Raw genomic sequence first — 23165 nt, forward strand, 5'->3', positions numbered from 1 at the left:
GACCGGCGCCGGCCGGCGGTGCGGGTCAGCGGCGCAGGACGGTCGGCAGGACGCCGATGCCCTCGACCTCCACCTCGATCCGGTCGCCCTCGTCGACGATGCCGACGCCGGCGGGCGTGCCCGTGAGGATGACGTCGCCGGGCAGGAGCGTGAACGCCTGGGAGACGTAGGAGACGAGGAACGGGACGTCGAAGACCATGTCCCGGGTGTTGCCGTCCTGCTTGGTCTCGCCGTTGACGCGGCTGCGCACGGCGAGGGCGGAGGTGTCGAGGTCCGTCTCGATCCAGGGCCCGAGCGGGCAGGCCCCGTCGAAGCCCTTGGCGCGCGCCCACTGCCCGTCGGTCTTCTGCACGTCGCGGCCGGTGAGGTCGTTGGCGGCGGTGTAGCCGAAGACCACCTCGGGCACGCGCTCCACGGGGACGTCCTTGCACATCCGCCCGATGACGACGGCGAGCTCGGCCTCGTAGGAGACCTGCTCGGTCCATGCGGGCAGGGTCACGGGGTCGCCGGGGCCGGCGACGGACGTGTTGGGCTTGAAGAACAGCATCGGCGAGGTGGGCAGCTCGTTGCCCAGCTCCGCGGCGTGGTCGGCGTAGTTGCGGCCGACGCACACGATCTTGGAGCGCGGGATCACGGGGGCGAGGAGGCGGACGTCGGCGATGTCGTGGCGCTGCTGGGTGGGGTTGATCCCGGTGTAGAAGGGGTCGCCCGCGAGGACGGTGACCGTCTCCTCGCCGGCGGCGCCCTGCACCGCGCCGAAGTGGATCTCGCTGTCGACCGTGAACCTGGCAATTCGCATGGGACCAGGCTATCCCACGGTCCGCGGGCGGCCGCGCGGCCCCGGTGGCGCCACCGGGGCCGCGCGGGGCTCAGACCAGGCGGGTGAGCCAGCCGTGCGGGTCCTCCGCGCGGCCCGTCTGGATCTCCAGGAGCTGCCGGCGGATGTCCATGGTGACCTCGCCGGGCCGGGCGCCCTCGTCGCCGATGGTCTCCTCGGTGGAGACGAGCCGGCCGATGGGGGTGATGACGGCGGCGGTCCCGCACGCGAACGCCTCGGTGATGGTCCCGGCCTGCCAGCCCTCGCGCCACTCGTCGAGGGTGAAGCGGCGCTCCTCGACGGTCATCCCGCGGTCCTTCGCGAGCTGGATGATCGAGCGGCGGGTGACGCCCTCGAGGATCGTGCCGGTGAGCTCGGGGGTCACCAGGCGGCCGTCGTCGTAGACGAAGAACACGTTCATGCCGCCCAGCTCCTCGACGGCGTCGCCGCGGTCGCGGTCCAGGAACATCACCTGCTGGCACCCGTGGGCGTCGCCCTCCATCTGGGCGATCAGGGAGGCGGCGTAGTTGCCGCCGCACTTGGCCGCTCCCGTGCCGCCGCGGCCGGCGCGGGCCCAGTCGCGGGAGAGCCAGATGTCCACGGGCTTCACCGGGCCGCCGAAGTAGTTGCCGGCCGGGGAGGCGATCACGGAGTACAGCACCTGGCGGGACGGGCGCACGCCCAGGAACGCCTCCGTGGCGATCATGAACGGGCGCAGGTACAGGGACTCCCCGTCCCCGTCGGGCACCCACTGCTCGTCCACCGACACGAGCTCGCGCAGCGAGTCCAGGAACAGCTGCTCGGGCAGCTCCGGCAGCGCCAGCCGGCGGGCCGACAGGTTGAGCCGGGCGGCGTTGGCCTCGGCCCGGAACGTCCACACGGAGCCGTCCGCGTGCCGGTAGGCCTTGAGCCCCTCGAAGATCTCCTGGCCGTAGTGCAGCACGGCCGCGGCGGGGTCCAGCACCAGCGGACCGTACGGCTCGACCCGCGGGTCGCTCCAGCGCCCCGTGCCCTTCTCGACGTCCCCGAACCAGTCGATCTTCACCATGTGGTCCGTGAAGTTCGTGCCGAAGCCCGGCTCGGCGAGGATGGCCGCCCGGACCTCCTCCGGGACCGGGTCCTGGCTGAGGTGGTGGGCGAAGGTGGTGGGCTGTGTGGTCACTGCGTCTCCCTGCGAGGTCGACCCCGTGGCGACCGGCACGCGGGGCTCAGCTGTTGGTTCCGTGCCCCAGCCTATCCCCGGAGCACGGCCGGATCGGCTCAGGCGAGAGCGGCGAGCACGCCGTCGCCCACCTGGGCGGTGGTGCGGGACTCGTTGCCGTGGGCCGCGAGGTCCTGCTGCACGGCGGCCTCGATCCGGGCCGCCGGCCCGGAGTGGCCGAGGTGCTCCAGCATCATGGCGGTGGCGAGGATCGCCGCCACGGGGTTCGCCTTCTGCTGCCCCGCGATGTCCGGTGCGGAGCCGTGCACGGGCTCGAACATCGAGGGCGCCGTGCGGTCCGCGTTGATGTTGCCGGCCGGGGCCAGTCCGATGCCGCCCGTCACCGCGCCGGCGAGGTCGGTGAGGATGTCCCCGAAGAGGTTGTCGGTGACGATGACGTCGAAGCGCGCCGGGTCGGTCGTGAGGAAGATCGTGGCCGCGTCCACGTGCAGGTAGTCGACGGCGACGTCGGGGAACTCGGCGCCGACCTCCTCCACGAGGCGCGCGTAGAGGCGGCCCGCGTTGACGAGCACGTTGTGCTTGTGGACGAGGGTCAGCCGCCTGCGCTCCCGCCCGGCGGCGAGCTCGAAGGCGTAGCGCACGAGGCGCCGCACGCCGTAGGCGGTGTTGAGCGAGACCTCGGTGGCGATCTCGGCGTCGGTGCCACCGCGCAGCACCCCGCCGTTGCCGGCGTACGGGCCCTCGGTGCCCTCGCGCACCACCACGAAGTCGATGTCCCCGGGGTGGGAGAGCGGGCTGGTGGTGCCCGGGAAGAGCTTGGACGGGCGGAGGTTGACGAAGTGGTCGAGGCTGAAGCGCATCTTCAGCAGCACGTCGCGCTCGATGATCCCGGACGGGACCCGCCGGTCCCCGGGGGCGGCGCCGACCGCGCCGAACAGGATGGCGTCGTGGGTCCGCAGCTCGTCCAGCGTCCGGTCCGTGAGGGTCTCCCCCGTGTCCAGCCAGTGCTGCGCGCCGAGGCCGAACTCCGTCCTCTCCACCGTGACGCCGTCCGCGGCGGTCACCGCGTCGAGGACCTTCACCGCCTCGGTTACGACCTCGGGGCCGATGCCGTCACCGGGGACGAGGGCGATCTTCAGGTGGGCGGGGGCGGCTGCGGGCGTCGGCTGGCTCATGGCCCCAGGATAGGAGCCGACCGACCCGTCCGACCACGGTGTGGACGGACGTCTCACATGATGGACGACCGATCGCCGGTCAGGACTGGAGTGCGGCGGGCTCCTCGTAGCGCGGGAACACCGGCGCGGGCGGGGGCAGCTCCGTGCCCGCCACGAGGGGCGTGTCCAGGGCGGTGAACAGGCGGGCGTCGCCCTCGGCCTGGCCGAGCACGTCGAGCAGCCGGGCGGCGGCGTCCGGCACCACCGGCTGGACCAGGATGCCGACCGTGCGCACCACCTCGAGCGTCACCCAGAGCACGGTGGCCATGCGCCCGGCGTCGGTCTTGCGCAGCTTCCAAGGCTCCATGGCGGTGAAGTACCGGTTGGCCTCGGCGACCACCCGCCAGATCCGCTCGAGCGCCCGGTGGAACTGCTGCTCGTCGAACTCGGCGCGCACCGGCGCGCAGAGCCCGGCGGCCGCGGCGAGCATGGCCCGGTCCTCGGGGGTGAGCTCCCCCGGCCCGGGGACCCGGCCCTCGCAGTTCTTGGCGACCATCGACAGCGAGCGCTGGGCGAGGTTGCCGAGGTCGTTGGCGAGGTCGGAGTTGATGCGGTTCTTGATCCCGTCGTGCGAGTAGCTGCCGTCCTGCCCGAACGGCACCTCGCGCAGCAGGAAGAAGCGCAGCGGGTCGAGGCCGTACTCGGCCACGAGGGCGTGCGGGTCGATGACGTTGCCCACGGACTTGGACATCTTCTCGCCCTGGTTGAACAGGAAGCCGTGGGCGAAGACGCGCCGGGGCAGGGGCAGGCCGGCGGACATCAGGAACGCCGGCCAGTACACGGCGTGGAAGCGGGCGATGTCCTTGCCGATCACGTGGGCGTCGGCGGGCCAGTACCGCTGGAACGTCTCGGATGCGGTGTCCGGGAAGCCCACGCCGGTGAGGTAGTTGGTGAGGGCGTCCACCCACACGTACATCACGTGGTCCGGGTTGCCGGGCACGGGCACGCCCCAGTCGAAGGTGGTGCGGGAGATGGAGAGGTCCTCCAGGCCCGAGCGCACGAAGGACGCGATCTCGTTGCGCCGGGTCTCGGGGTGGACGAAGCCCTCCCGCTCGTAGAGCTCCAGCAGCCGGTCCTGGTAGGCGGAGAGGCGGAAGAAGTAGGACTCCTCCTCGGTCCAGGTGACCTCCGTGCCGGTGCCCGTCGAGCAGCGCACGCCGTCCGCGCGGAGCTCGGTCTCGTCCTCGCCGTAGAACGCCTCGTCGCGCACGGAGTACCAGCCGGCGTACTTGCCGAGGTAGATGTCCCCGGCCTCCTCCATCCGGCGCCAGAGGGCCGCCGACGCCGCGTAGTGGTCGGCGTCCGTGGTGCGGATGAAGCGGTCGTAGGAGATGTTCAGGGCGTCGTCCATCTCGCGGAAGCGCGCCGAGTTGCGGTCCGCGAGCTCCCGGGCCGTGAGGCCCTCCTTCTCCGCGGTCTGCTGCATCTTCTGGCCGTGCTCGTCGGTGCCGGTCAGGAAGCGGACGTCGTAGCCGTCCAGCCGCTTGAACCGGGCCATGACGTCGGTCGCGATGACCTCGTAGGCGTGCCCGATGTGCGGGGTGCCGTTGGGGTACGCGATGGCCGTGGTGATGTAGTACGGGGTGCGGTGGGAGGAAGTCACGGCCTCCACTCTACCGACCGCGGGGGCCGTGCGCGCCCGGGGCGGCCGGCGCTCGGGGCCCGGCCGGGTCGGCTCACCGCCGGGGGCGCCCCGCGCCCAGCCGCCCGCGGGTGAGGGCCACGACGAGCAGCGCGGCCCCGGCGTAGGTGCCGAACAGGACGAGGTCCACGGTGTCCAGCAGCCCGGTGTGCACCGGCTCCGCGGCCAGCAGGACGAGGTGGTCCTGGGCCGGCGTGAAGCTCGCGTGCAGCAGCACGCACAGCAGCACGCTGCCCGTGCGGTTGTACAGCGGCGTGTAGAGGAACGCGAGGACGAACGGCACCGCGAAGCCCAGCGGCCCGTAGAGCGGGACGTGCCACACCCCCCACAGCAGACCGAGCAGCGCGGTCGCCCGGAGCGGGCCCAGCCGCTCCTGCAGCCGGGGCAGCGCGAAGCCGCGCCAGCCGGGTTCCTCCAGGCCGCCCCCGAGCACCGCCACGAAGACGAAGGTCGCCAGGTAGGCGGGGGCCCGCTCGAGGGCCAGGGACCAGTCGACCTCCCGGCCCAGCGCCGCGAGCAGGGCGTTGACGACGGCGTACAGCAGCGCGGGCAGCCCCAGCGCCCAGGCCCACCAGCGGGCCGGGACCCGCCACCGCACGATCGCCCGGGCCCAGTCCCGCACCGGCTCCCCCGACAGCCACGTGACGGCCCACGCCGCCACGAACGGGCCGAGGCCGCCGAGCAGGAGCAGCGGCGTGCCGCCCGCCCCGAGCAGCAGGGGCGCCCAGCACGTCCAGGACCACGCGTACGTCAGGACGAAGAAGGCCGGCAGCTGGTGCCGGGCGACCCGCCCCCGCAGGCCCGGCCCGGGCTGCTGTGCCCGTGCTCCGATGTCCGCCGTGCGGACCACCCCCCGGGATCGCGGCGACCGGCTCCGCCCCCAGGGTAGGACGCCGGACGCGGCGAGGGGCCGCGTCCGCACGGAATGCTCGGCGCATGACGTGCGGACGCGACCCCTCGGCCGGTGCCCCCGCGCCGGTCGCGGCGGTGGGGCGGGTGCGGATCAGCGGGCCGCGGTGCCCTCGACGTAGTCGGCGTCCGGCGAGGTCCACGCGAAGAGCTTGCGCAGCTCCCGGCCGGTGACCTCGATCGGGTGGGACTCCTCCTTCTCGCGCAGCTTCTTGAACTCGGCGCCCCCGTTGTCCTGGTCCTCGATGAAGCGCTTGGCGAAGGTGCCGTCCTGGATGTCGGCCAGCACGGCCTTCATGTTCTCCTTGACCGTGGGGCTGATCACCCGGGGGCCGGAGACGTAGTCGCCGTACTCGGCGGTGTCCGAGATGGACCAGCGCTGCTTGGCGATGCCGCCCTCGACCATGAGGTCCACGATGAGCTTGAGCTCGTGCAGGACCTCGAAGTAGGCGATCTCCGGCTGGTAGCCGGCCTCGGTCAGGGTCTCGAAGCCGTACTGGACCAGGTGGGACATGCCGCCGCACAGGACCGCCTGCTCGCCGAAGAGGTCGGACTCGGTCTCCTCGGTGAAGGTGGTCTTGATGACGCCCGCGCGGGTGCCGCCGATGCCCTTGGCGTAGGACAGGCCCAGCTCGAGGGCCTTGCCGGAGGCGTCCTTCTCCACGGCCACGAGGGCGGGCACGGCGCGGCCGGCCTCGAACTCGCGGCGCACGGTGTGGCCCGGGCCCTTCGGGGCGACCATGACGACGTCGACGCCCGCGGGGGCCTCGATGTAGCCGTAGCGGATGTTGAACCCGTGGGCGAAGAAGATGGCGTCGCCCTGCTCCAGGTTCGGGGCGATCGACTCGGCGTAGACGTGGCGCTGGACCTGGTCCGGCGTCAGGATCATGATGACGTCGGCTTCCTTGACGGCGTCCGCGACGGTGAGCACCCGCAGGCCCTCGGCCTCGGCCTTGGCCCGGGAGCGCGAGCCCTCGGCGAGGCCGATGCGCACGTCCACGCCGGAGTCGCGCAGGTTCAGCGCGTGGGCGTGGCCCTGCGAGCCGTAGCCGATGACGGCCACGGAGCGGTCCTGGATGATCGAGAGGTCGGCGTCGTCGTCGTAGAAGATCTCTGCCATGGGATTGTCTCCTTGAAGCATGGGTGGGCGCGGCGGGGGCACCGCCGCGAGGTGGTTGGGGTGTCTGTGGGCCGGCGCCCGCGTCCACCGCCGCCCGGGGGCGTCAGTGGCGCAGGGCGCGGTCGCTCATCGACTTGGGACCACGTCCGAGGGCCAGCGTACCGGCCCGAACGATCTCCCGGACGCCGAAGGGCTCCAGGATGTCCAGCAGCGCCCGGAGCTTCTCCGGGGCGCCGGTGGCCTCGATGACGAGCGACTCGGTGGAGACGTCGACAACGGTGGCCCGGAACAGGTCCGCGGCTTGGGTGACCTGCAGACGCGTCGCGGCGTCGGCGCGGACCTTGACCATGATGTGGTCCCGCTGCACCGACGAGTCGGGGGTGAGCTCGACGATCTTGATCACGTTGATGAGCTTGTTCAGCTGCTTGGTGACCTGTTCGAGCAGCTCGCCCTCGGCGTCCACCACCACGGTGATGCGGGAGACGCCGTCGAGCTCCGTGGGTCCCACGGCGAGCGAGTCGATGTTGAAGGCGCGGCGCGCGAACAGTCCGGCCACCCGGGTCAGCACGCCCGGCTTGTCCTCGACCAGCACGGAGAGGGTGTGTCGGCTCATGGGTCAGTCCTCCTCGTCCCAGTCGGGGGTCATGTTGCGGGCGATCTGGATCTGGTCGTTGGACACGCCGGTGGGCACCATCGGCCACACCATCGCGTCGGCGGAGACCACGAAGTCGATCACCACGGGGCGGTCGTTGATCTCGAGGGCCTGCCGGATGACGTCGTCCACGTCCTCGTCCCGGGTGCAGCGCAGGGCGGCGCACCCGTAGGCGTCGGCGAGCTTGACGAAGTCCGGCACCATGATGCTGTCGTGGCCCGTGTTCAGGTCGGTGTTGGAGTACCGGCCGTCGTAGAACAGGGTCTGCCACTGGCGCACCATGCCCAGCGAGGAGTTGTTGATCACCGCCACCTTGATCGGGATCTTGTTGATCGTGCAGGTGGCGAGCTCCTGGTTGGTCATCTGGAAGCAGCCGTCGCCGTCGATCGCCCAGACCACGCGGTCGGGCTGGGAGACCTTGGCGCCCATCGCGGCGGGCACGGCGAAGCCCATGGTCCCCAGTCCGGCCGAGTTCAGCCACTGCCGGGGCCGCTCGTACTGGACGAAGTGGGAGCTCCACATCTGGTGCTGGCCCACGCCGGAGACGTAGACGGCCTCCGGGCCGGTCAGGGCGGAGATCCGCTCGATGACGTGCTGCGGCGAGCCCAGTCCGTCCGCCGGCTTGGGGTAGCCCAGCGGGTAGGTGGCCTGCAGGCTGCTGAGCGCGGTCCACCACGAGGAGAGGTCGGGGCTGCCGCTGCGCTCGAACTCCTGGCGCACGGCGGTCACGAGGTCCGGCAGGATCTCCCTGACGTCGCCGACGATCGGGACGTCGGCGGTGCGGTTCTTGGAGATCTCGGCGGGGTCGATGTCCGCGTGGATGATCTTGGCCGTGGGTGCGAAGGTCTCCAGGTGGCCCGTGACGCGGTCGTCGAAGCGCGCGCCGAGGGTCACCAGCAGGTCGGCCTGCTGCATCGAGTACACCGCCGGGACGGTGCCGTGCATCCCTGGCATCCCCAGGTTCTGCTCGTGGGAGTCCGGGAACACGCCCCGGGCGGTCAGCGTGGTCACCACGGGGGCGCCGGTCAGCTCGGCCAGCTCCATGAGCTCGGCGGCCGCGTCGGCGCGCACCGTCCCGCCGCCCACGTAGAGCACGGGCCGCTGGGCCGCCGCGATGAGCTTGGCGGCCTCCCGGATCTGCTTGGCGTGCCCGCGCGTCACGGGCCGGTAGCCGGGCAGGTCCATCCGGGGCGGCCAGGAGAACGTCATGGTGTCCTGCTGGGCGTCCTTGGCGATGTCCACGAGCACCGGGCCCGGGCGCCCGGTCGAGGCCAGGTGGAACGCCTCGGCGAGCACCCGCGGGATGTCCTCGGCGTGCGTCACCAGGTAGGAGTGCTTGGTGACCGGCATCGTCATCCCCACGATGTCCGCCTCCTGGAAGGCGTCGGAGCCGATCACCTTGGACGAGACCTGCCCGGTGATCGCGACCATGGGGATGGAGTCCATGTGCGCGTCGGCGAGGGCGGTGACGAGGTTCGTGGCGCCGGGGCCGGAGGTCGCGATGCAGACGCCCACGCGGCCCGAGGCGAGGGCGTAGCCCTCGGCGGCGTGGCCGGCGCCCTGCTCGTGGCGGACCAGGATGTGGTTGATCCGGTCCGAGTCCAGGAGCGGGTCGTAGGTCGGCAGGATCGCGCCGCCGGGGAGGCCGAAGACGTCGGTGACGCCGAGCTCCTCCAGCGCCCGGATGACGGCCTGGGAGCCGGTCATCTCCGTGGGGGCCACCGTGCTGCCCGGGCCCATGACGGACGGGACGGCGGGGACGGACTTCTCCGGGGCCCCCGGGGGCCGGTGGTCAGCGGCGGTCTCCGCGCGCTTGGTGGCCATCAGCGCTGGGCTGATCGGCTGTCCCTTGCTCATGTCACTGTCCTTCTGGTCTGGCCTTCTGGGCTGGTGCTGCTGTTCCGGCTCGGCTGTCGCTCCGCCGTGGGCGCCGGGCAAGAAAAAAGGCCCTCGCGGCACCGGGAGGTGCGACAGGGCCCGTGCGCTCGACCGGTCGTCGGCTCAGGCCCCGCGTCCGACGAGGACGCGTACCGTGAGCTGGACGACACCGTGGCTGAGTTGCATGCTCCCATGCTCTGCCGCCCGGCCGAGCGTGTCAATCTTCGGACTCCTTGTCCCACGATGTGAGACACGGCACGTCCGGATCACCCCTCCGCGTCCGCCGGGACGTCCAGCCGCCCCTCCTGCTGCAGGAACAGGGGCCGCTCCCCCGCGGCGATGCGCTCGAGCTGGGTCCGCAGCAGCCGCCGCACGCGCGGCTTGTAGGACGTGCAGGATCCGCCGGTGTGCGGGGTGAGGATCGCCCCGGGGGCGCGGAACAGCGGGTGGTCGCCGGGGAAGGGCTCGGGCTCGACGACGTCGAGGGCGCAGCGGAGCCGCCCGGAGACGACCTCCGCGGTCAGCGCGGGGGTGTCGACCACCCGGCCGCGGCCCACGTTGACCACCAGGGCGTCGTCGGGCAGCAGGGACAGCACGCGGGCGTCGACGAGGCCGTCGGTCGCCGGGCTCGCGGGCAGGGCCACCACGAGCACGTCGGCGTCGGGCAGCAGGGCCGGCAGCTCGTCGATGCCGTGCACGGGACCGCGCTCGTCGGTGCGGGCCCGGGAGGCCACCCTCGTGACCTCGACCTCGAAGGGGAGCAGCCGGTCGACCACGGCGGAGCCGATCTCGCCCACGCCCAGCACCAGGGCGCGGCTGTCGGCCAGGGTGCGGGTCTCGAAGCGGCGCCAGATCCCGTCGCGCTGCTGCAGGACGGCGCGGTCGAGCTCCCGCTGGGCGGCGATCATCAGCCCCAGGGCCAGCTCGGCGGTCCCGGCGGCGTGCACCCAGCCCGCCGTCGAGAGGGCGAGGTCGGGCCCGATGGCCTCCGGCACGCCGTCGAAGCCGGTGCTCTGCAGCTGCACGAGCCGCAGGCGGGTCGCGGCGGGCAGGGCCCCCACCCAGCGGCCGGTGAAGTACGGAGCCACCGCCACGTCGATCTCGTCGGCGCGGGCCCCGACCGGGTCCCCGGCCATGTCCCACAGGACGTAGCGGAAGCCCGGGACGCGGGCGCTCAGGTGGTCCACGAGCTCCTGCTCCGGGAGGGAGACCACGCGGAGCTCGGAGACCGGGACGGACGGGGCGGACGGCGCGGGGGTCTGTGCGGAGGGCATGACGGCCATGCTAGACGCCGCCGCCGTCCGGACGGCGGCGGCGGAATGGACAAGGCGGGACGAGCTGGTAGAGTACTTTCTCGTTGCGAGGCTGGACCCGGCGGAAGCCGGCCGGCGCGATTCGGCCCCCGGGCCGGGAGCGTGCTAGTGTTCTTGCCGCACCACCAGCGCCTCTAGCTCAATTGGCAGAGCAATTGACTCTTAATCAATGGGTTCTCGGTTCGAGTCCGAGGGGGCGCACCACGGAAAAGCCCCTCACCAGCGGGAACGCAGGTGAGGGGCTTCCTTCATGCCCTGACTTCGATGGTCAGGTCATCGAAAACCCATCGCTTTCAATTCGACTAGCCCGTGCCTCCTGGCAACACGCGCCCCCACTCTCCGGGGAAGCCGTGGACAAGTCGCTACTCTGTGCATACCAGAGGGGAAGCGCATATGGATCAGCAGAGCATTGACCTCTACATCGGAGGCCATGAGAACAACATCGACGCCCGCGCCCTGACAGATGGCAGTGCGGCGTTTGTTCGTCTGCTCGAAAACGCCGCCGATGCGTCCCGGGCCGCCGGCAACCGAGGCCCGAAACCCCGGTGGGTCATCGAGCATCTCAAGACTGGCTCCATCGACATCGGGATTGCACCCGATGAGGCCACTGCCGAGACGGGTGAGCAGGTGATTGAAACGGTCACCGCAGGCATCCGCGTACTGGATACGGAACCGAGGATGCCCATTGGGTGGACTCGTTCGATGCTTCTACAGCTGCAGAAGATCGGCCGCCTCGGGGAACACGCTGGCGTCAGCGGCGTTCAGATTTCCTCGGAGACCCTCGGCAAGGTGGCCCTAGAGCGGGCGGTCCTTCGCAATGTGCAGACGATCCTGAACCAATCGGTCGCTTCAATCGGGGCAGTCACCGGCAAGCTGGTCGGCTGGCATGTGGCCAACGACACCGATCATGTCGAGGTCCGTGACGAGTCCACGGGCAATGCCATCGACGTGGTGATTCGGGACAGTTCAATAGCCGACATCGGGTTGCTCCTCCGCAAACGAGTGCGCGTGCAGGGCATCCTCAATCGGAACCTTGAGGGTGTCAAAGAGAGCATCGAAGCGAAGCGCATCGAGGAAGTAGAGCCAAGATCACGCGTGTCCATCAGGGACATAGCGGGGTCCCTGGGAACGGACTGGACTGACGGCATTAACCCCGTGACTTGGCAACGGAGACATCGTGACATCGGGTAGTAGAAAAGCACCAACAGTCGTAGTCGACACGTGCGTCATCCTGTCGGCCTTGATGGGCGAGTCTCAAAACGACCCCGAGCCGAAGTTTGAGGCGAGTGTCGATGAGCTGGCACGAGGCGAGGATGGGCGTTCACGCCTAGTGCTCCCGGCGATGGTCATGGCTGAGCTGCACGGTGTCTCTGCCCTAGGCGGGGGTCTGGCAACCCCGGCAGAGCGGGAGCGGAAGTGCGCCCAGATCCGGGACTACATCAACGCCACCACTTTCACGCCCGTTGAGATCGACTGGCGTACCGCCGAAGTTGCCGGAGATCTCGCACTCGATCACAGGCTTCAACCTGGCGACGCACTTATTGCGGCGACTGCACTCCTTCTCGCAGCTGATGTCCTTGTCACTTGGGACAAGAAATTGCTCAGCCTGGACGACACAAGATACCCCGTCGCGGTTCGGAGGCCCGAGACCAGCATGACTCAGCAGGTCCTCACGCTGCCCCCGGACTAATGAACGACGTGCTCGATTACTCTGCTGCCCGCATCTGCTCGATGATGTGGGCGACGTCGACGCCGGCGGCGCGTTCGACGTAGTGCCGGCGGGTGATCTCCGGAGACGAGTGGCCCAGCTGCGCGGCCGCTCGGTCCATACCGAGCTCGCGCTCGACGAGCGTGGCCACGGCCCGCCGGAGGTGGCGCAGCTCCACGTGCTCCCACTCCCCCGCCCGGGCCGCCCGCCATGTGCGCGCGGCGTTGGACGGCTCCCACAGCCCACCGATCCTCGAGGGGAACACGAGCCCACCGAACGCAGTGCCGGCCGTCCCCGCGCTCGCGGCATCGGCCCGCCGGCGGCGGAGGACGTCGACGGCGAACTGGGGTAGCGCCAGGGTGCGGCCGGACGTCTCTGACTTCGGGTGCTCCTGGCGGTGGAGGCCGCCGTCCTTGGTGCGCTTCACCGTGCCGGTGATGGCGAGAGTCCCGGCCTTCAAATCCACGTCGGTCCACTGCAGGCCGAGAAGCTCTCCCGGGCGTAGGCCGGTGCCGATGAGGACGTCGAGCATGTCGAGGACCGCGGCGTTGCGTTTGGGTCCGTGTCGCTGCTCTCCTGCGGCCCAGGAGTGCACGTGGGCCCGCAGTGCGTGCACGTGCTCGGGTGCCAGTGCTGTGACCGGGGCGCGTTTGATCTTTGGAGCTCGGGAGGAGCGGACGGGGTTGCCGACGGCGGCGTCGTGGCGGGCGGCGAGGTCCATCATCATGGACAGGATCGTCCGTGCGCGGCGGGCGGCGGTGGGCCCGCCGACGGACAGCTTCCGACCGGCCTCTTGCACCTCACGCTTCTGCTCGACGTCGCGCACGAGGCCTTCCACGCGGGCGGTGGTGACCTCACGGATCCGCCAGTTGCCGGCGCGCGGCAGGATGTGCCGATCCAGGGCTTGGCGGTAGGTGTCGCGCGATCCGTCGGCGACGTCGAGCGTGGTGAACCAGGCTTCGGCGAGCACTCGTACGGCGGTGTCGGGTTTGATCTCGGCGCCGGCGACCTTGGGCCGGTCATCGAGCTTCGTGTACAGCGCGGTCTGGGCTTTGCCCTTGGTTGCAGCCCGGGCCTCGACGAGGCGGGTGACGCCGTCGGGGTCGCGGTAGCGGGTGCGTGCCCGCCACACCCCGGTCGACAACTGCGCCAGAGAGATGACGCCGTGGTGCCCGATCGGCAGCGGCGGCCGCGGGCTCACAGGGCACCTGCCCTTCTGGGTGTGGGTGTGCGCATAGTGGGCTCCTGCTCGTGGTGCAGACGTGGGTGGGTGGCGTCGTGTCAGCCGTCGATGTGCTGTTCCCAGCGCGCCCGCTGGATAGCTTTGATTTCCTCGGGGCCTGCCGCCTCGAGACGGTCGCGCAGGACGGCGTCGGTGACGCCGAGTTCCTCGGCCAGGGCGTGCATGGTGTCGTGCCAGTGCCGGTGCGCCCAGAGCCGGTCGCTGGGGATGAGGAGCCGGGCAGCCTCCGCTCGGACGGCGCGCTCCACCGTCTCCGACTGGTGGCCCATGTGCCCGTGCTCGAGGTGCACGAGCTCGTGCATGAGGGCGCACCGCCGTTCGACCTCGGTCAGACGCTCGTCCAGCCAGATGTTGCTGTGCCCGTCAGTGACTCCAGCCGCGCGCTCCAGGCGGTCGAAGTGCACGCTGATGTGGGGGTGACGGGAGACCTCAACCCAGGGATCTTCCATGCGTCCGAATGTAGGCGGACCTGGGGACACGCTAAGGGGTCGATAGCAAAGACGGCGTGTTTGTGGGGCTGGGCGCCTGGCCGGCGTCGTGCCGCACCTTCCCCGGGAACTAGTGGTCCTTGTTCTGGCCGTCGTCGGCCGCCACCTCATCCTTATTGGACGCTGGGTCTTAGGCTTCGGCGGAGTCCCCGAAGCGGAAGTCCCCGAGGGCAATGATGGGCAGCCGCAGGGGGTGGGCGAAGCAACGCCCGGTTACGTCTTCGAGCATCTGGCGTAGGTAGGGCACGTAGGCCATAAAACCAGTGCGGTTGACGAACTCCAGCGCGGCGGCTTCGCTCACTTCCAGGGGCTGGTCGTAGTCGAAGAGCATCGCCCCGTCGACCAGGACGTAGCCGACGGGGGTGTCGGTCTCGAACCGGATCCGCATCCCCATGCCATTGGTGGTCTTGCTCAGCTTCAGGTCAAGCTCGGGCTCCACGGGTGCGCCTTCAGCGCTGACCCCCGGCTCCTGCTGCTCGGGTGTGGCCCGGGCGTGGATGTCGTAGTACTGGATGCCGCTGATGTGGACGTGCGGGTACAGATCCTCATAAGAGTCGATCTGTTGGGGCGCGGCACGCTCAGGCATCCTCGGGAACCCTCCCGTGGTAAGACCTAAACAGCTCGGACACACGGTGACCCTCGAAGGCCACGGCACGCATCGAAGTGTGGATCGTGGCGGGCCCGACAGTGAACGCCACGTGCCCTGGCACCCAGTTGCCGTTGTTCTCCGCGGCCCCGGCCATCCGCGCGTTGGCGCACGCGATGATGCCAGGGCTCAGCGGCATGTCCTCGTGCACCTCGTCGATGGGCTGCCGCCGGGTGAGACCCCACAGGTACACCTCGTGCCAGGACCACAGCTGCACCGTGCCGGCAGCCTGGTAGTGCTTTGGGAAGTCCCGACCACGGGTGCCCTGCGCCCACAAGCGCGCAGCCTCGTGAGTGACGTCGAACCGCTCCGCGATCTCACTCAGCGTCACGAGCTCGTGCTCGAAGCGCAGCGCTCGCAGGTGCGGTTCCAAGTCGTGCAGGAACCGCTCCATGGTGCGCACCGCGTCCTCCTCGGTGTCGGCTTCGACGATGAGTTCCAGCTCGTGCAGGTCGTCAATGGCCGCGGGGTACACCCCCAGGGCCGCGTCGAAGAACCGCTGGGACAGGTCGGGGTCTTCGATGTCGAACGGCTCGGTGATGACTCGGGCTTGATAGGTACGGCGCATGGTGTGTCTCCTTCGTGCGGCTAGTATGTGCACGCGGTGTTGGGAATGTCCAACAGATTTGACGGGCGGCGTGTCACGAATGGATTGCACTACAGGCCGGTGACACGCAGCCCGTGTGGGCACCGCTTCACGTAGGCCTTGATCCGCTTCACTTGCTCCTCATCCCCCGCCTTCGGGCTCGTCCAGATCGACTTCTGACAACCCTTCCCACACTTGATCACCCCAGCCGGATGCGCCCGCGGGTTCGAGCTCTTGTAGGTCCAACCGCGACCCACCAGCACCTTGATCAGCGCCCACACCTGCCGCCCCGGCTCACCACCCATCAGTCCTCCTCCGGAGGAACCTGCGACCCCTCAGCGTCCGCGTCCTGCTGATCGCGCTCCAGGATGCTCTGCTGCGGCTCGTCGTAGGCGGCCATCGTGTCCTCATCCGGACGCGGCGGCACAACCTCCAGACCGCCACGTTCGCGGCGCCGGCGGGCCAGCTCGTCGCCCTTCTCGCCGGACGTCAGTCGTTCGAGGGCATAGCTAAGGCCTTCGTGGAAAGACTCGATGGTCCAGTCGTCTTCCAGTGCTTCCTCGGGGACGCTGTGCATGTTCGCGTAAACGGGGTAGTTGTGCAGGTGGTGCGAGGGGTCCACATCGGCGAGTACGCGAGACGAGTAGGACAGCGCATGCTTCGCGTTGTACTCGGCCCGCTTGTCCGTACCTGCCGTGGCTAGGTCGATTGAGTCCAGCTGCAGGAGGGCGCGGCGCGCTCGCCTGACGAGTTGTGCTTGATCGTCAGCTGTCTTGGGCTCATCCGGCACGAGCACATCCTCTGTCGCGGGGCTCTCCCCCGCACGCGTAATGGGGGCGGCTTCTGCATCGCCACCACTCTCCTCTGCTGCCACGAGCACCCGCAGTAGGTCGATGACAGCCTGGCGGGCCTTGGGCGAGAGGTTGTTCACGCCGTCGGGCAGCTCGTCTGCCAGCGGAGGCCCGGGTGCCGGTCGGCCTGCCGCTGTGAAAGCAGCCTCTTCGCTGACGCCAGCCAGCCAACCGAGTGCACGAATCGTCATATCTGACGGACGGGATTTGTAAGTGCCGGCCTTCAGGTGATTGATCGTGGTGCTCGTGATGGCGAACCCGTGCTTCTGAGCCATGGCCGCCAACTGCCGTCCTGACGCATGGTGGCGGACTTGGGCTCGGACCACGAGGTCTCGGAGCGTTTGGGGTGCTTTCACAGCGGTAACGATCCTCGGAGGTGGTGGACTTGCGGAACATGTCAGCACTCACGGCGTGACAAGTGACAGATGCAGTATTGCAGGTCATGAAGCTGTTTGAACGGTAATCATGTTGACAACCAATTACATCTGACACATGATCTACTTGTCAGATCGATTGAAGGAGAGCATCATGGCTGTTGTACCGATCACCAAGCGCGGCAAATGCGCCCCACGAAGGGACATCTGGATGAAAGTGAAGGATCCGGCGCGGATTCGTCGATGGAGGAAGCAACGGCACTACAGCCAGCGAGACCTCGCCTTCCTCGTCCGTCGCTCGCAAACCACGATCCACCTCCTCGAGAAAGGCAGCATGAAGACGCTTTCCGAGGATCTGGCCATTGCCATCGCCGCTCGTCTCGACGTGCCGTGGGAGGACTTGTTCGAGGCCCAGGAGGAAAAACCCATGTCTTCGCTGACAAATGACACAGATGCCACCCGTAATGGAGTAGCGGCGTGATCGCCCCGATGGAGCCGAAGGCCCGTTTGAAGGCGGCGGAGGCCGCGACATACCTGGGGCTCACCGAGAAGACGCTGGCGAACTGGCGCTCGCAGAACGTGGGGCCGGCCTATCTGAAGGTCGCCGGTCGTGTGCAGTACGTCGTCAAGGACCTCGACAGCTGGATCGAGCAGTTCCGTATCGAGACGGCTCGGGCCACCGCAGGGCCGGTCCTGTCCGCTCTCCCCCGCACCGCATGAAGAAGGCCGCCTACCTGGTGCAACAGGCGGCGGCCGACAGATCCAAGCCAATGAATCCGAGAAGGAGTCTACCGATGTCTATCGACAAGATGCACCAGTCCCCGAATCACCCAGCGGTCCGTCTGGCTCGGAACCCGGTACGCCCGGGTCTGAGTCCCGAGGCCCGCCGCTACGTCGGTGACCGTATCGCCCAGTCCCGCCGGGCCCATGGCTACTCTCGCGGCCAGGTAGCCGCGGCCCTGTGCATCAACGACCGGTACGGGATCGACTACGTCGCCCGCCTCGAGGCCGGCGAGGTCGAACTCACGGAGGGGCGCGCCGCGGCGTTGAAGAAGAAGCTCGGCATCGCCGCCCCCATGTTCCTCGCCGTCGCCCAACAGTACGACGCCACTCCCTGGCACGAGCGGATCGTCCCGGCAGCTCCGCGCTCATGGCCCGGGCTCCCGCCGGCCAAGCCCCGCACCGCGGCTGACCGACGTGTAGAGGCGATCGCCGTGCTCGGAGCCGTCGTCGGTGCACTGTTCGTGGTCGCTTCGCTGATCACCCTCGTCGTCGGTCACACCGGCGCTGCGGCGACCGCCGGCGTGGCCGGTTGGCTGGCTCTCTCCTGGCCCCTGGCGCTCGCCGGAGCCCGCGCCATGGACAACCGCAACCGCCGCGGCTGACCCGGTGATCGCCATGTGCCTGCTCGCCACGACCGCGCCCACGGACGTCGTCACCGCGGCCCTGACCCGGGCCGGGCTCGACCCGCTCGCCTACATCGTCTCGGACATCGTGCACGACCTCCGCGACGCCACCGCCATGCACATCACCGAGGCCGTCGGCACGGACCTGTTCCTGCGGATCGCCCGGGACAACACGAGGGAGGGAACCCGATGACCGATCTGACTCTGTTCGAGGGACAGCAGGTGTCCCCGTTCGACTCCATCCGCCAGGTCGACGAGCACGGCGCCGAGTACTGGTCCGCCCGCGACATGATGCCGCTGCAGGGCTACGGCGCCGACTGGCGCAACTTCGTGGCGTCCATCGACCGCGCCAAGGCCACGGCCGTGAACCAGGGCATGGACCCCGCCGAGCTTTTCGTTGCCGTCACCGAAAAGTCCGGCGGCCGGCCCCGCGAGGACTACCGCCTCTCCCGCTACGCCGCCTACCTCGTCGCGATGAACGGCGACCCGCGCAAGCCCGAGGTCGCCGCCGCCCAGTCCTACTTCGCGATCCGCACCCGTGAGGCCGAGAGCGCACCGTCCCGAGAGCTGACCGGCCCGGAACTCATGGCGCGGGCCCTGATCGAGGCCGACTCCACGATCAAGGCCCAGCAGGCGCAGCTCGAGGAGGCCAAGCCCAAGGCCGAGGCCTGGGACTCCTTCCTCTCCTCCACCGGCGACGTGTCCGTGAACGAGGCGGCCAAGGAGATCTCCCGGAACACCAGCCGGATCATCGGCGAGAAGCGCCTCCGGAACCGCCTCGAGGACTGGGGGTGGATCTACCGCCACCAGGGCAAGCCCCGCGCCAAGCAGGCCCAGGTGGACCTCGGCCGCCTCACCGAGCGCGCCCGCTTCCACTTCCACCCCGAGACCGGGGAACGCGTCATGGACACCCCGCAGGTGCGGGTCACGGCCAAGGGCCTGGACGCCATCCGCACACGCCTCTCCCAGGAGGCGGCGGCATGAGCCCCATCGAAGAGGTCCGCAACGCCCACCGGCAGTCCCCGGCCGGCGCCCACGACCACGCGGCCGACCTCGCCTCCGACCGTGAAGTGCTGCTCGCCGTCCTCGCCCGCGTCGAAGCCCTCCACGCACCCGTCACGGTCTGCCAGGACTGCGCCCACCCCACCTCTCCCGTCTGCACCGGCGCCAGACACTCCCGCAACACCCACGTGCTGTCCGTGGTCTGCGCAACGTGCTGCACCGACGGGTCCGGACACCAGATGTCCATGTGCGTCATGACCCACGACCACACCCACGACGGCACCGACCGCTGCTCCACGATCCGCGCGATCTACGACACCCCACAGGAGACCCACCGTGTCTGACCTGCTCCTCGCCATCGTCACCGCGATCACCAACCTGCTCGGCCCCGCGGCCGGCCCGCTCACCGGCGGCCTGCCCATCGTCGCCCTGCTCACCCTCATCGCCCTCAGCTCCGCCCTCCTGCCGGCCGCCGCCCGCGCCGACCGCACCCAAGGAGGCGGACACCGTGGCTGACCTCAACCGCTTCTTCACCGCGCTCGCGGGCATGAGTGAGTCCGGGCCCGCGGCTGTCGAGCAGCTGCACACCGCGCTCGAGCGCATCCCTGCCGTCCAGCACTTCAAGGAGTCTCCCGTGCACCTCGTCCAGTCCGTCCTGACGCCGCCGATCACCGACCCGACCCGTCGTCCGCGCCGCACCGACGGCCCGCGTCTGCGGGTCCGATCGATCGATGGGCACGTGATCACGCTGCCGGGCGCCGATCCCCGGAACCTGTCCGGTTCCCGCGGTCCGCGGCTGTTCGTCGCGGAGTGGGAGATCTGGCTGATCGACGAGCAGGGCCAGGAGCAGATGCTCGAGCACCACGGCACGGGCGGCGGGGCGCTGCACGCGCTGCCGCGTCTGCTCCGCCAGCTGGGCCTGATCAACGAGGACGGCACCCGCCCATCCGCGGAGGGCGGTGTCTCCGATGCCGCGTGAGATGGAGTTCTGCTGTAGGTGCTCGCACCTGCTGGCCCCCGCCAGGCGGAAGCGCGCCCAGGTGGGTGAGCGCCTCGGCGTGCGGACCGTCGACTACGGCCGGGTGTGCTTGAAGTGCCTCGACCGCCACAACCTCACTCCGGTGCGAGAGGACACCCCGGTCGCCGTACCCGCCCCTGCCCCGGCGCCTGCCGTGGCTCTGGACGCGGCGCAGGCCGCGATGGATGCGCTGCCGGAGTGGATCAAGCGCGACGGTGCGGCCCACGGGCGGGCACGCCGCGAGGCTGCCGCTGACGAGGCCACCGCCAAGCCGGGCCCCAAGCCCGCCGCACCGGTGAAGCACTACTCCGTGACGCCGAGCATCATCGCTCGCGAGGACCGCGCGGTCCCCCTGGACGAGTCGCGGAACCCCGCGGCGACCGCCTCCCTGGAGGCGTCGGCACCGGTGGCCCGTGACATCAAGGAGACGCCGAAGACCGCCCGTCCCGTGCGCCGCCCGGCCCGGCCCCGCCGCGAGCCCTCCGCGGCCGTCCTCGCCGCGCTGGCCCCGGCGTCGGACACGCACGACATGGCGGCACTGGACCGCATGCACGGCACGCAGACCAGCGCGCCGGCCCCGCGGCCGTGGGTCCACGAGATGCCCGGCCCGACAGCTCCGGCCCGGAGGACGGTCATTGAGGAGCAGCGGCGCCCGAGGCCTGCCAGCACGCCCGAACAGCGCCGCGCGCTCGCTCTCGCCTACGCACAGAAGCGCGGCGGGGCTTCGACCCCGCCCGCGTACCGCCGCCCGATCGTCACGTCCGAGGAGATCCTCGCCACCGTCACCGACAAGGGCGAAGACCAGATCCCGGTGGAGGCACCCACGGGGACGCTGAACGGCTACCAAGCGGCCGCGCACCTGGACATCGGCTACAGCACGTTCCGCAGCTTCCTCAAGACCTACGGGGCACCTCCTCGCACTCGTGGCCAGGGGTCGTCGTGGATGTACGAGCCGCGCGAGCTGGAGCTGTGGCACAGCGACATCCGCAGGGAGTCGCTCTTCGACACCCCAGGGCGTGCGGCATGACCGCCGAGGTGATCGACGGGCAGCTGGACCTCCTCGAGCTGCTGGGCTCCGCTGACTCGCCGGTCGGCCCGGTCTCCGCGACTGAGTCCGGGGCGGGCGCCTGGGTCGCGTTTCACGTGCGAGTGGCCGTGGTCCGGGAGGACGGCTCCCGGTACCTGACCACGGACCAGCACTGCGGCTTCTGTGGCTCCGGGTCTCTGTCCTCGGTCGGCTCCGGCGCCTACTGCGGGATGCAGGACGACGGCGACCACTGGTCGCTCGCCTACTGCGGGCGCTGCCAGGACCGATACCTGCACTACCGGTCGATCGAACGCCTCGTCCGGGAGGGCGTCCTGTATCTGGTCGAGCACGAGGTACCCGACGGGTGCGACGTGTGCGCCCGCCTCGCCCGCGGCGGGAGCCTCTCGTGCGGCACGCACCGGAAGGGCTCGCTCTTCGACCACCACGTCTGCGTCGTCTGCGGTCGGGCCTTCACCGGCCACGGCCGGGGAGGGCAAATCCTCGGCTTCGGCCCGGTCACCGCCCCGTACTGCTCGGAGCCCTGCGGCAAGCCCGCCTCGGCGTTCCTTCGGGCCCTGCACTCCGACCTCACCACCAACGCCAACCACACCACCCAGGAGGACTGACCCATGACCGAGCAACCCAGCACCCCGCGAAGCCACCCGATCGTCAGCACCGAGACGGTCATCCGGCAGCTCAACGAGCACCACCCCACCCGCCTCGCCCGCATCGAAGCGTGCGCACGAGTCCTCGAGACCGACCTCGCCGCCCACCCGCCCCAGTGCCCGGACGACCGTGATCTCGCGCTCGCGGCGCTCCGCGGGTGGATCAGCGACCAGGTCGACGCCACCGACGACGCCCGGGTGGCGCGCTTCTATCTGGGCCAGTACGAGGCCGACGGCATGAAGCCGGTCGTGAACTACGAGTCCCTTCCCGTCGAGCACAAGAGGACCTGGCGCCGGAAGTACCGCGCGGCGCTCGCCTCGATCGAGTCCACCACCCCATCCACGCAGGAGGCATGACCATGAGCACCAACGATCAGCAGCGGAAGTTCCCGACCCCGGCCGATCTGGACCCGTCGCGCACGGCGGCCCGGGCCGCGGTCGCCGAGGAGCTCGGCGAGCACCTGGACAAGGCTGTGCAGGCCGAGGGTCGCCGGGGAGGCTATGCGTCCCCGGTTCCGCAGATCACCAGGCTCTCCCCACCGGTGGAGCTGACCGACGAGCAGAAGGCCCGTGTCGAGGCGCTTCACGCGGCGCGCCGGGTGCTGGGCGCCCCGCGCGCCTCCGATGGTCACATGCTCGCCGGGTGGGCGTGGCAGGCGATCGAGCTGGCGTCCTACATCGTCACCGGGTGTACCGACTCCGGCCCCGCGGAGGAGGACGACGCGGAGACCGAGGACGAAGAGGGCGACGCGCCCCGCCCCGGGTCCCTGGTGATCGGTCTGGGCGACCCGATCCCGGCCGGCACCCCGGCCGCCGTGGCCCAGTTCATCGACCGGATCCGCAGCGCGGTGCGCCCTGCCGGGCACACCGACGCCGGGGACCTCGAGGACCACGTGAAGGCCCAGCGCGACTACGTCGACCGCTACCTCGACAAGCCCGACGGCGGCAAGGAGCTCAACGCCCAGGGCATCTACCCCGTCTGGGGCTCCGAGCCACCCTGTGCCGACACCCTGCACGACGTCACCTGCAACCGATGGGACTTCAACCAGGACACCGGCCGGTGGACGCGCGAGGTGCTCCCCTCGGACATCACAGGAAAGCCGTCCCGTATCTCCACGGTCTGGGGCCCGGCGCTCGCCGAGCACGGCCCGTTCCACGCCGCCGCCGGGCCCGTGCCGGCGGGGAGGGCTGACCGATGACCACCACCAGCACCCGTCCTCCGGTCCCGTTCACGGCCCGCCAGCAGTTCCAGGCCCGCATCCGCGAAGCCGCCACGGCCCAGTCGATGACCCCGGACGAGATCTGCGCCGCGGCCCGAACCATCTCCACCGACTACGGCTGGGCCACCGCGCGCGACGTCGCCAACGAGCTCGTCAACGTCCTGGGCACCGGCTGGGGCGCGATCTTCCTGCACTGGTACCACGAGCAGCGGAAGGAGCGCTGA

30 protein-coding genes and 1 tRNA gene are annotated in these 23165 nt (G+C 70.1%); 16 read left to right on the plus strand and 15 right to left on the minus strand.

Going from position 1 to position 23165, the window contains the following annotated elements:
• Positions 1 to 25: 25 nt before the first annotated feature.
• The 9 genes from E7Z53_RS07900 to E7Z53_RS07940 all read right to left on the minus strand — a co-directional run bounded on the left by E7Z53_RS07900 (position 26) and on the right by E7Z53_RS07940 (position 10668).
• Positions 26 to 799 (minus strand): fumarylacetoacetate hydrolase family protein, encoded by a 774-nt coding sequence (locus E7Z53_RS07900; RefSeq protein ID WP_035928896.1) that lies wholly within the window; start codon positions 797 to 799, stop codon positions 26 to 28.
• Between the two features lie 70 nt (positions 800 to 869).
• Positions 870 to 1979 (minus strand): branched-chain amino acid aminotransferase, encoded by a 1110-nt coding sequence (locus E7Z53_RS07905; RefSeq protein ID WP_035928893.1) that lies wholly within the window; start codon positions 1977 to 1979, stop codon positions 870 to 872.
• A gap of 98 nt (positions 1980 to 2077) precedes the next feature.
• Positions 2078 to 3154, minus strand: coding sequence for a 3-isopropylmalate dehydrogenase (locus tag E7Z53_RS07910; protein ID WP_176337518.1), 1077 nt, complete (start codon positions 3152 to 3154; stop codon positions 2078 to 2080).
• A 79-nt stretch (positions 3155 to 3233) separates the two neighbouring features.
• Complete coding sequence (gene metG / locus E7Z53_RS07915; protein ID WP_176337519.1) at positions 3234 to 4796, minus strand: methionine--tRNA ligase; 1563 nt, start codon at positions 4794 to 4796, stop codon at positions 3234 to 3236.
• Between the two features lie 73 nt (positions 4797 to 4869).
• Positions 4870 to 5685 carry a CPBP family intramembrane glutamic endopeptidase gene (locus E7Z53_RS07920; RefSeq protein ID WP_176337520.1) on the minus strand — a complete coding sequence of 272 codons (816 nt, stop codon included), beginning with the start codon at positions 5683 to 5685 and terminating at the stop codon, positions 4870 to 4872.
• A gap of 153 nt (positions 5686 to 5838) precedes the next feature.
• Positions 5839 to 6864: a ketol-acid reductoisomerase gene (gene ilvC, locus E7Z53_RS07925; RefSeq protein WP_017833217.1), complete on the minus strand. Its 1026-nt coding sequence runs from the start codon at positions 6862 to 6864 to the stop codon at positions 5839 to 5841.
• Between the two features lie 103 nt (positions 6865 to 6967).
• Positions 6968 to 7477, minus strand: coding sequence for an acetolactate synthase small subunit (ilvN, locus tag E7Z53_RS07930; RefSeq protein WP_017833218.1), 510 nt, complete (start codon positions 7475 to 7477; stop codon positions 6968 to 6970).
• A gap of 3 nt (positions 7478 to 7480) precedes the next feature.
• A complete protein-coding gene (locus E7Z53_RS07935) occupies positions 7481 to 9373 on the minus strand; it encodes an acetolactate synthase large subunit (protein WP_035928889.1) in 1893 nt (630 codons plus the stop codon).
• Positions 9374 to 9660: 287 nt separating this feature from the next.
• Positions 9661 to 10668 (minus strand): NAD(P)-dependent oxidoreductase, encoded by a 1008-nt coding sequence (locus E7Z53_RS07940; protein ID WP_369597965.1) that lies wholly within the window; start codon positions 10666 to 10668, stop codon positions 9661 to 9663.
• 167 nt (positions 10669 to 10835) lie between these two features.
• On the opposite strand from E7Z53_RS07940, the gene E7Z53_RS07945 reads away from it, so the two are divergent.
• The 3 genes from E7Z53_RS07945 (at position 10836) to E7Z53_RS07955 (ending at position 12397) form a co-directional block, all read left to right on the plus strand.
• Positions 10836 to 10911: transfer RNA gene (locus E7Z53_RS07945), tRNA-Lys, on the plus strand.
• Between the two features lie 189 nt (positions 10912 to 11100).
• Positions 11101 to 11898 (plus strand): hypothetical protein, encoded by a 798-nt coding sequence (locus E7Z53_RS07950; RefSeq protein WP_176337522.1) that lies wholly within the window; start codon positions 11101 to 11103, stop codon positions 11896 to 11898.
• Positions 11885 to 12397 carry a type II toxin-antitoxin system VapC family toxin gene (locus E7Z53_RS07955; protein WP_176337523.1) on the plus strand — a complete coding sequence of 171 codons (513 nt, stop codon included), beginning with the start codon at positions 11885 to 11887 and terminating at the stop codon, positions 12395 to 12397. The genes E7Z53_RS07950 and E7Z53_RS07955 overlap by 14 nt, the downstream gene beginning before the upstream one ends.
• A 16-nt stretch (positions 12398 to 12413) precedes the next feature.
• Here E7Z53_RS07955 and E7Z53_RS20760 read toward each other — a convergent pair whose 3' ends face one another.
• The 6 genes from E7Z53_RS20760 to E7Z53_RS07985 form a co-directional block, all read right to left on the minus strand.
• Positions 12414 to 13616: a tyrosine-type recombinase/integrase gene (locus E7Z53_RS20760; RefSeq protein WP_176337524.1), complete on the minus strand. Its 1203-nt coding sequence runs from the start codon at positions 13614 to 13616 to the stop codon at positions 12414 to 12416.
• A gap of 80 nt (positions 13617 to 13696) precedes the next feature.
• Complete coding sequence (locus E7Z53_RS07965; RefSeq protein ID WP_176337525.1) at positions 13697 to 14107, minus strand: ImmA/IrrE family metallo-endopeptidase; 411 nt, start codon at positions 14105 to 14107, stop codon at positions 13697 to 13699.
• A 169-nt stretch (positions 14108 to 14276) separates the two neighbouring features.
• A complete protein-coding gene (locus E7Z53_RS07970) occupies positions 14277 to 14732 on the minus strand; it encodes a hypothetical protein (RefSeq protein ID WP_176337526.1) in 456 nt (151 codons plus the stop codon).
• The gene (locus tag E7Z53_RS07975) at positions 14725 to 15360 is read right to left on the minus strand and encodes a hypothetical protein (RefSeq protein ID WP_176337527.1); all 636 of its coding nucleotides are present in this window, start codon (positions 15358 to 15360) and stop codon (positions 14725 to 14727) included. The genes E7Z53_RS07970 and E7Z53_RS07975 overlap by 8 nt, the downstream gene beginning before the upstream one ends.
• Positions 15361 to 15449: 89 nt before the next feature.
• Positions 15450 to 15683: a hypothetical protein gene (locus E7Z53_RS07980; protein WP_176337528.1), complete on the minus strand. Its 234-nt coding sequence runs from the start codon at positions 15681 to 15683 to the stop codon at positions 15450 to 15452.
• The gene (locus E7Z53_RS07985; protein ID WP_176337529.1) at positions 15683 to 16504 is read right to left on the minus strand and encodes a hypothetical protein; all 822 of its coding nucleotides are present in this window, start codon (positions 16502 to 16504) and stop codon (positions 15683 to 15685) included. Before E7Z53_RS07985 ends, E7Z53_RS07980 begins: the two co-directional genes overlap by 1 nt.
• Before the next feature lie 253 nt (positions 16505 to 16757).
• Here E7Z53_RS07985 and E7Z53_RS07990 point away from each other — a divergent pair, with 253 nt between their 5' ends.
• The 13 genes from E7Z53_RS07990 (at position 16758) to E7Z53_RS08050 (ending at position 23165) form a co-directional block, all read left to right on the plus strand.
• Positions 16758 to 17084 (plus strand): helix-turn-helix transcriptional regulator, encoded by a 327-nt coding sequence (locus tag E7Z53_RS07990; RefSeq protein ID WP_217905564.1) that lies wholly within the window; start codon positions 16758 to 16760, stop codon positions 17082 to 17084.
• On the plus strand, positions 17081 to 17323 hold the full coding sequence (locus E7Z53_RS07995) for a helix-turn-helix domain-containing protein (RefSeq protein WP_176337530.1): 243 nt from the start codon (positions 17081 to 17083) through the stop codon (positions 17321 to 17323). Before E7Z53_RS07990 ends, E7Z53_RS07995 begins: the two co-directional genes overlap by 4 nt.
• Before the next feature lie 74 nt (positions 17324 to 17397).
• Complete coding sequence (locus tag E7Z53_RS08000; RefSeq protein WP_176337531.1) at positions 17398 to 17988, plus strand: helix-turn-helix domain-containing protein; 591 nt, start codon at positions 17398 to 17400, stop codon at positions 17986 to 17988.
• 4 nt (positions 17989 to 17992) lie between these two features.
• The gene (locus E7Z53_RS08005; RefSeq protein WP_176337532.1) at positions 17993 to 18202 is read left to right on the plus strand and encodes a hypothetical protein; all 210 of its coding nucleotides are present in this window, start codon (positions 17993 to 17995) and stop codon (positions 18200 to 18202) included.
• A complete protein-coding gene (locus E7Z53_RS08010) occupies positions 18199 to 18993 on the plus strand; it encodes a phage antirepressor KilAC domain-containing protein (RefSeq protein ID WP_176337533.1) in 795 nt (264 codons plus the stop codon). Before E7Z53_RS08005 ends, E7Z53_RS08010 begins: the two co-directional genes overlap by 4 nt.
• Positions 18990 to 19355 (plus strand): hypothetical protein, encoded by a 366-nt coding sequence (locus E7Z53_RS08015; protein ID WP_176337534.1) that lies wholly within the window; start codon positions 18990 to 18992, stop codon positions 19353 to 19355. The genes E7Z53_RS08010 and E7Z53_RS08015 overlap by 4 nt, the downstream gene beginning before the upstream one ends.
• Positions 19348 to 19527 (plus strand): hypothetical protein, encoded by a 180-nt coding sequence (locus E7Z53_RS08020; protein ID WP_176337535.1) that lies wholly within the window; start codon positions 19348 to 19350, stop codon positions 19525 to 19527. Before E7Z53_RS08015 ends, E7Z53_RS08020 begins: the two co-directional genes overlap by 8 nt.
• The gene (locus E7Z53_RS08025; protein WP_176337536.1) at positions 19520 to 19990 is read left to right on the plus strand and encodes a hypothetical protein; all 471 of its coding nucleotides are present in this window, start codon (positions 19520 to 19522) and stop codon (positions 19988 to 19990) included. Before E7Z53_RS08020 ends, E7Z53_RS08025 begins: the two co-directional genes overlap by 8 nt.
• Complete coding sequence (locus tag E7Z53_RS08030) at positions 19980 to 21056, plus strand: hypothetical protein (RefSeq protein WP_176337537.1); 1077 nt, start codon at positions 19980 to 19982, stop codon at positions 21054 to 21056. Before E7Z53_RS08025 ends, E7Z53_RS08030 begins: the two co-directional genes overlap by 11 nt.
• A complete protein-coding gene (locus E7Z53_RS08035; RefSeq protein ID WP_176337538.1) occupies positions 21053 to 21682 on the plus strand; it encodes a hypothetical protein in 630 nt (209 codons plus the stop codon). Before E7Z53_RS08030 ends, E7Z53_RS08035 begins: the two co-directional genes overlap by 4 nt.
• Positions 21683 to 21685: 3 nt before the next feature.
• Entirely contained in the window at positions 21686 to 22078 is a 393-nt protein-coding gene (locus E7Z53_RS08040; protein ID WP_176337539.1) for a hypothetical protein, read from the plus strand.
• A 2-nt stretch (positions 22079 to 22080) separates the two neighbouring features.
• Positions 22081 to 22920 carry a hypothetical protein gene (locus tag E7Z53_RS08045; RefSeq protein WP_176337540.1) on the plus strand — a complete coding sequence of 280 codons (840 nt, stop codon included), beginning with the start codon at positions 22081 to 22083 and terminating at the stop codon, positions 22918 to 22920.
• Positions 22917 to 23165 carry a hypothetical protein gene (locus E7Z53_RS08050; protein WP_176337541.1) on the plus strand — a complete coding sequence of 83 codons (249 nt, stop codon included), beginning with the start codon at positions 22917 to 22919 and terminating at the stop codon, positions 23163 to 23165. The genes E7Z53_RS08045 and E7Z53_RS08050 overlap by 4 nt, the downstream gene beginning before the upstream one ends.

It is taken from the genome of Kocuria salina (assembly GCF_013368965.1).
Lineage (GTDB): Bacteria > Actinomycetota > Actinomycetes > Actinomycetales > Micrococcaceae > Kocuria > Kocuria rosea.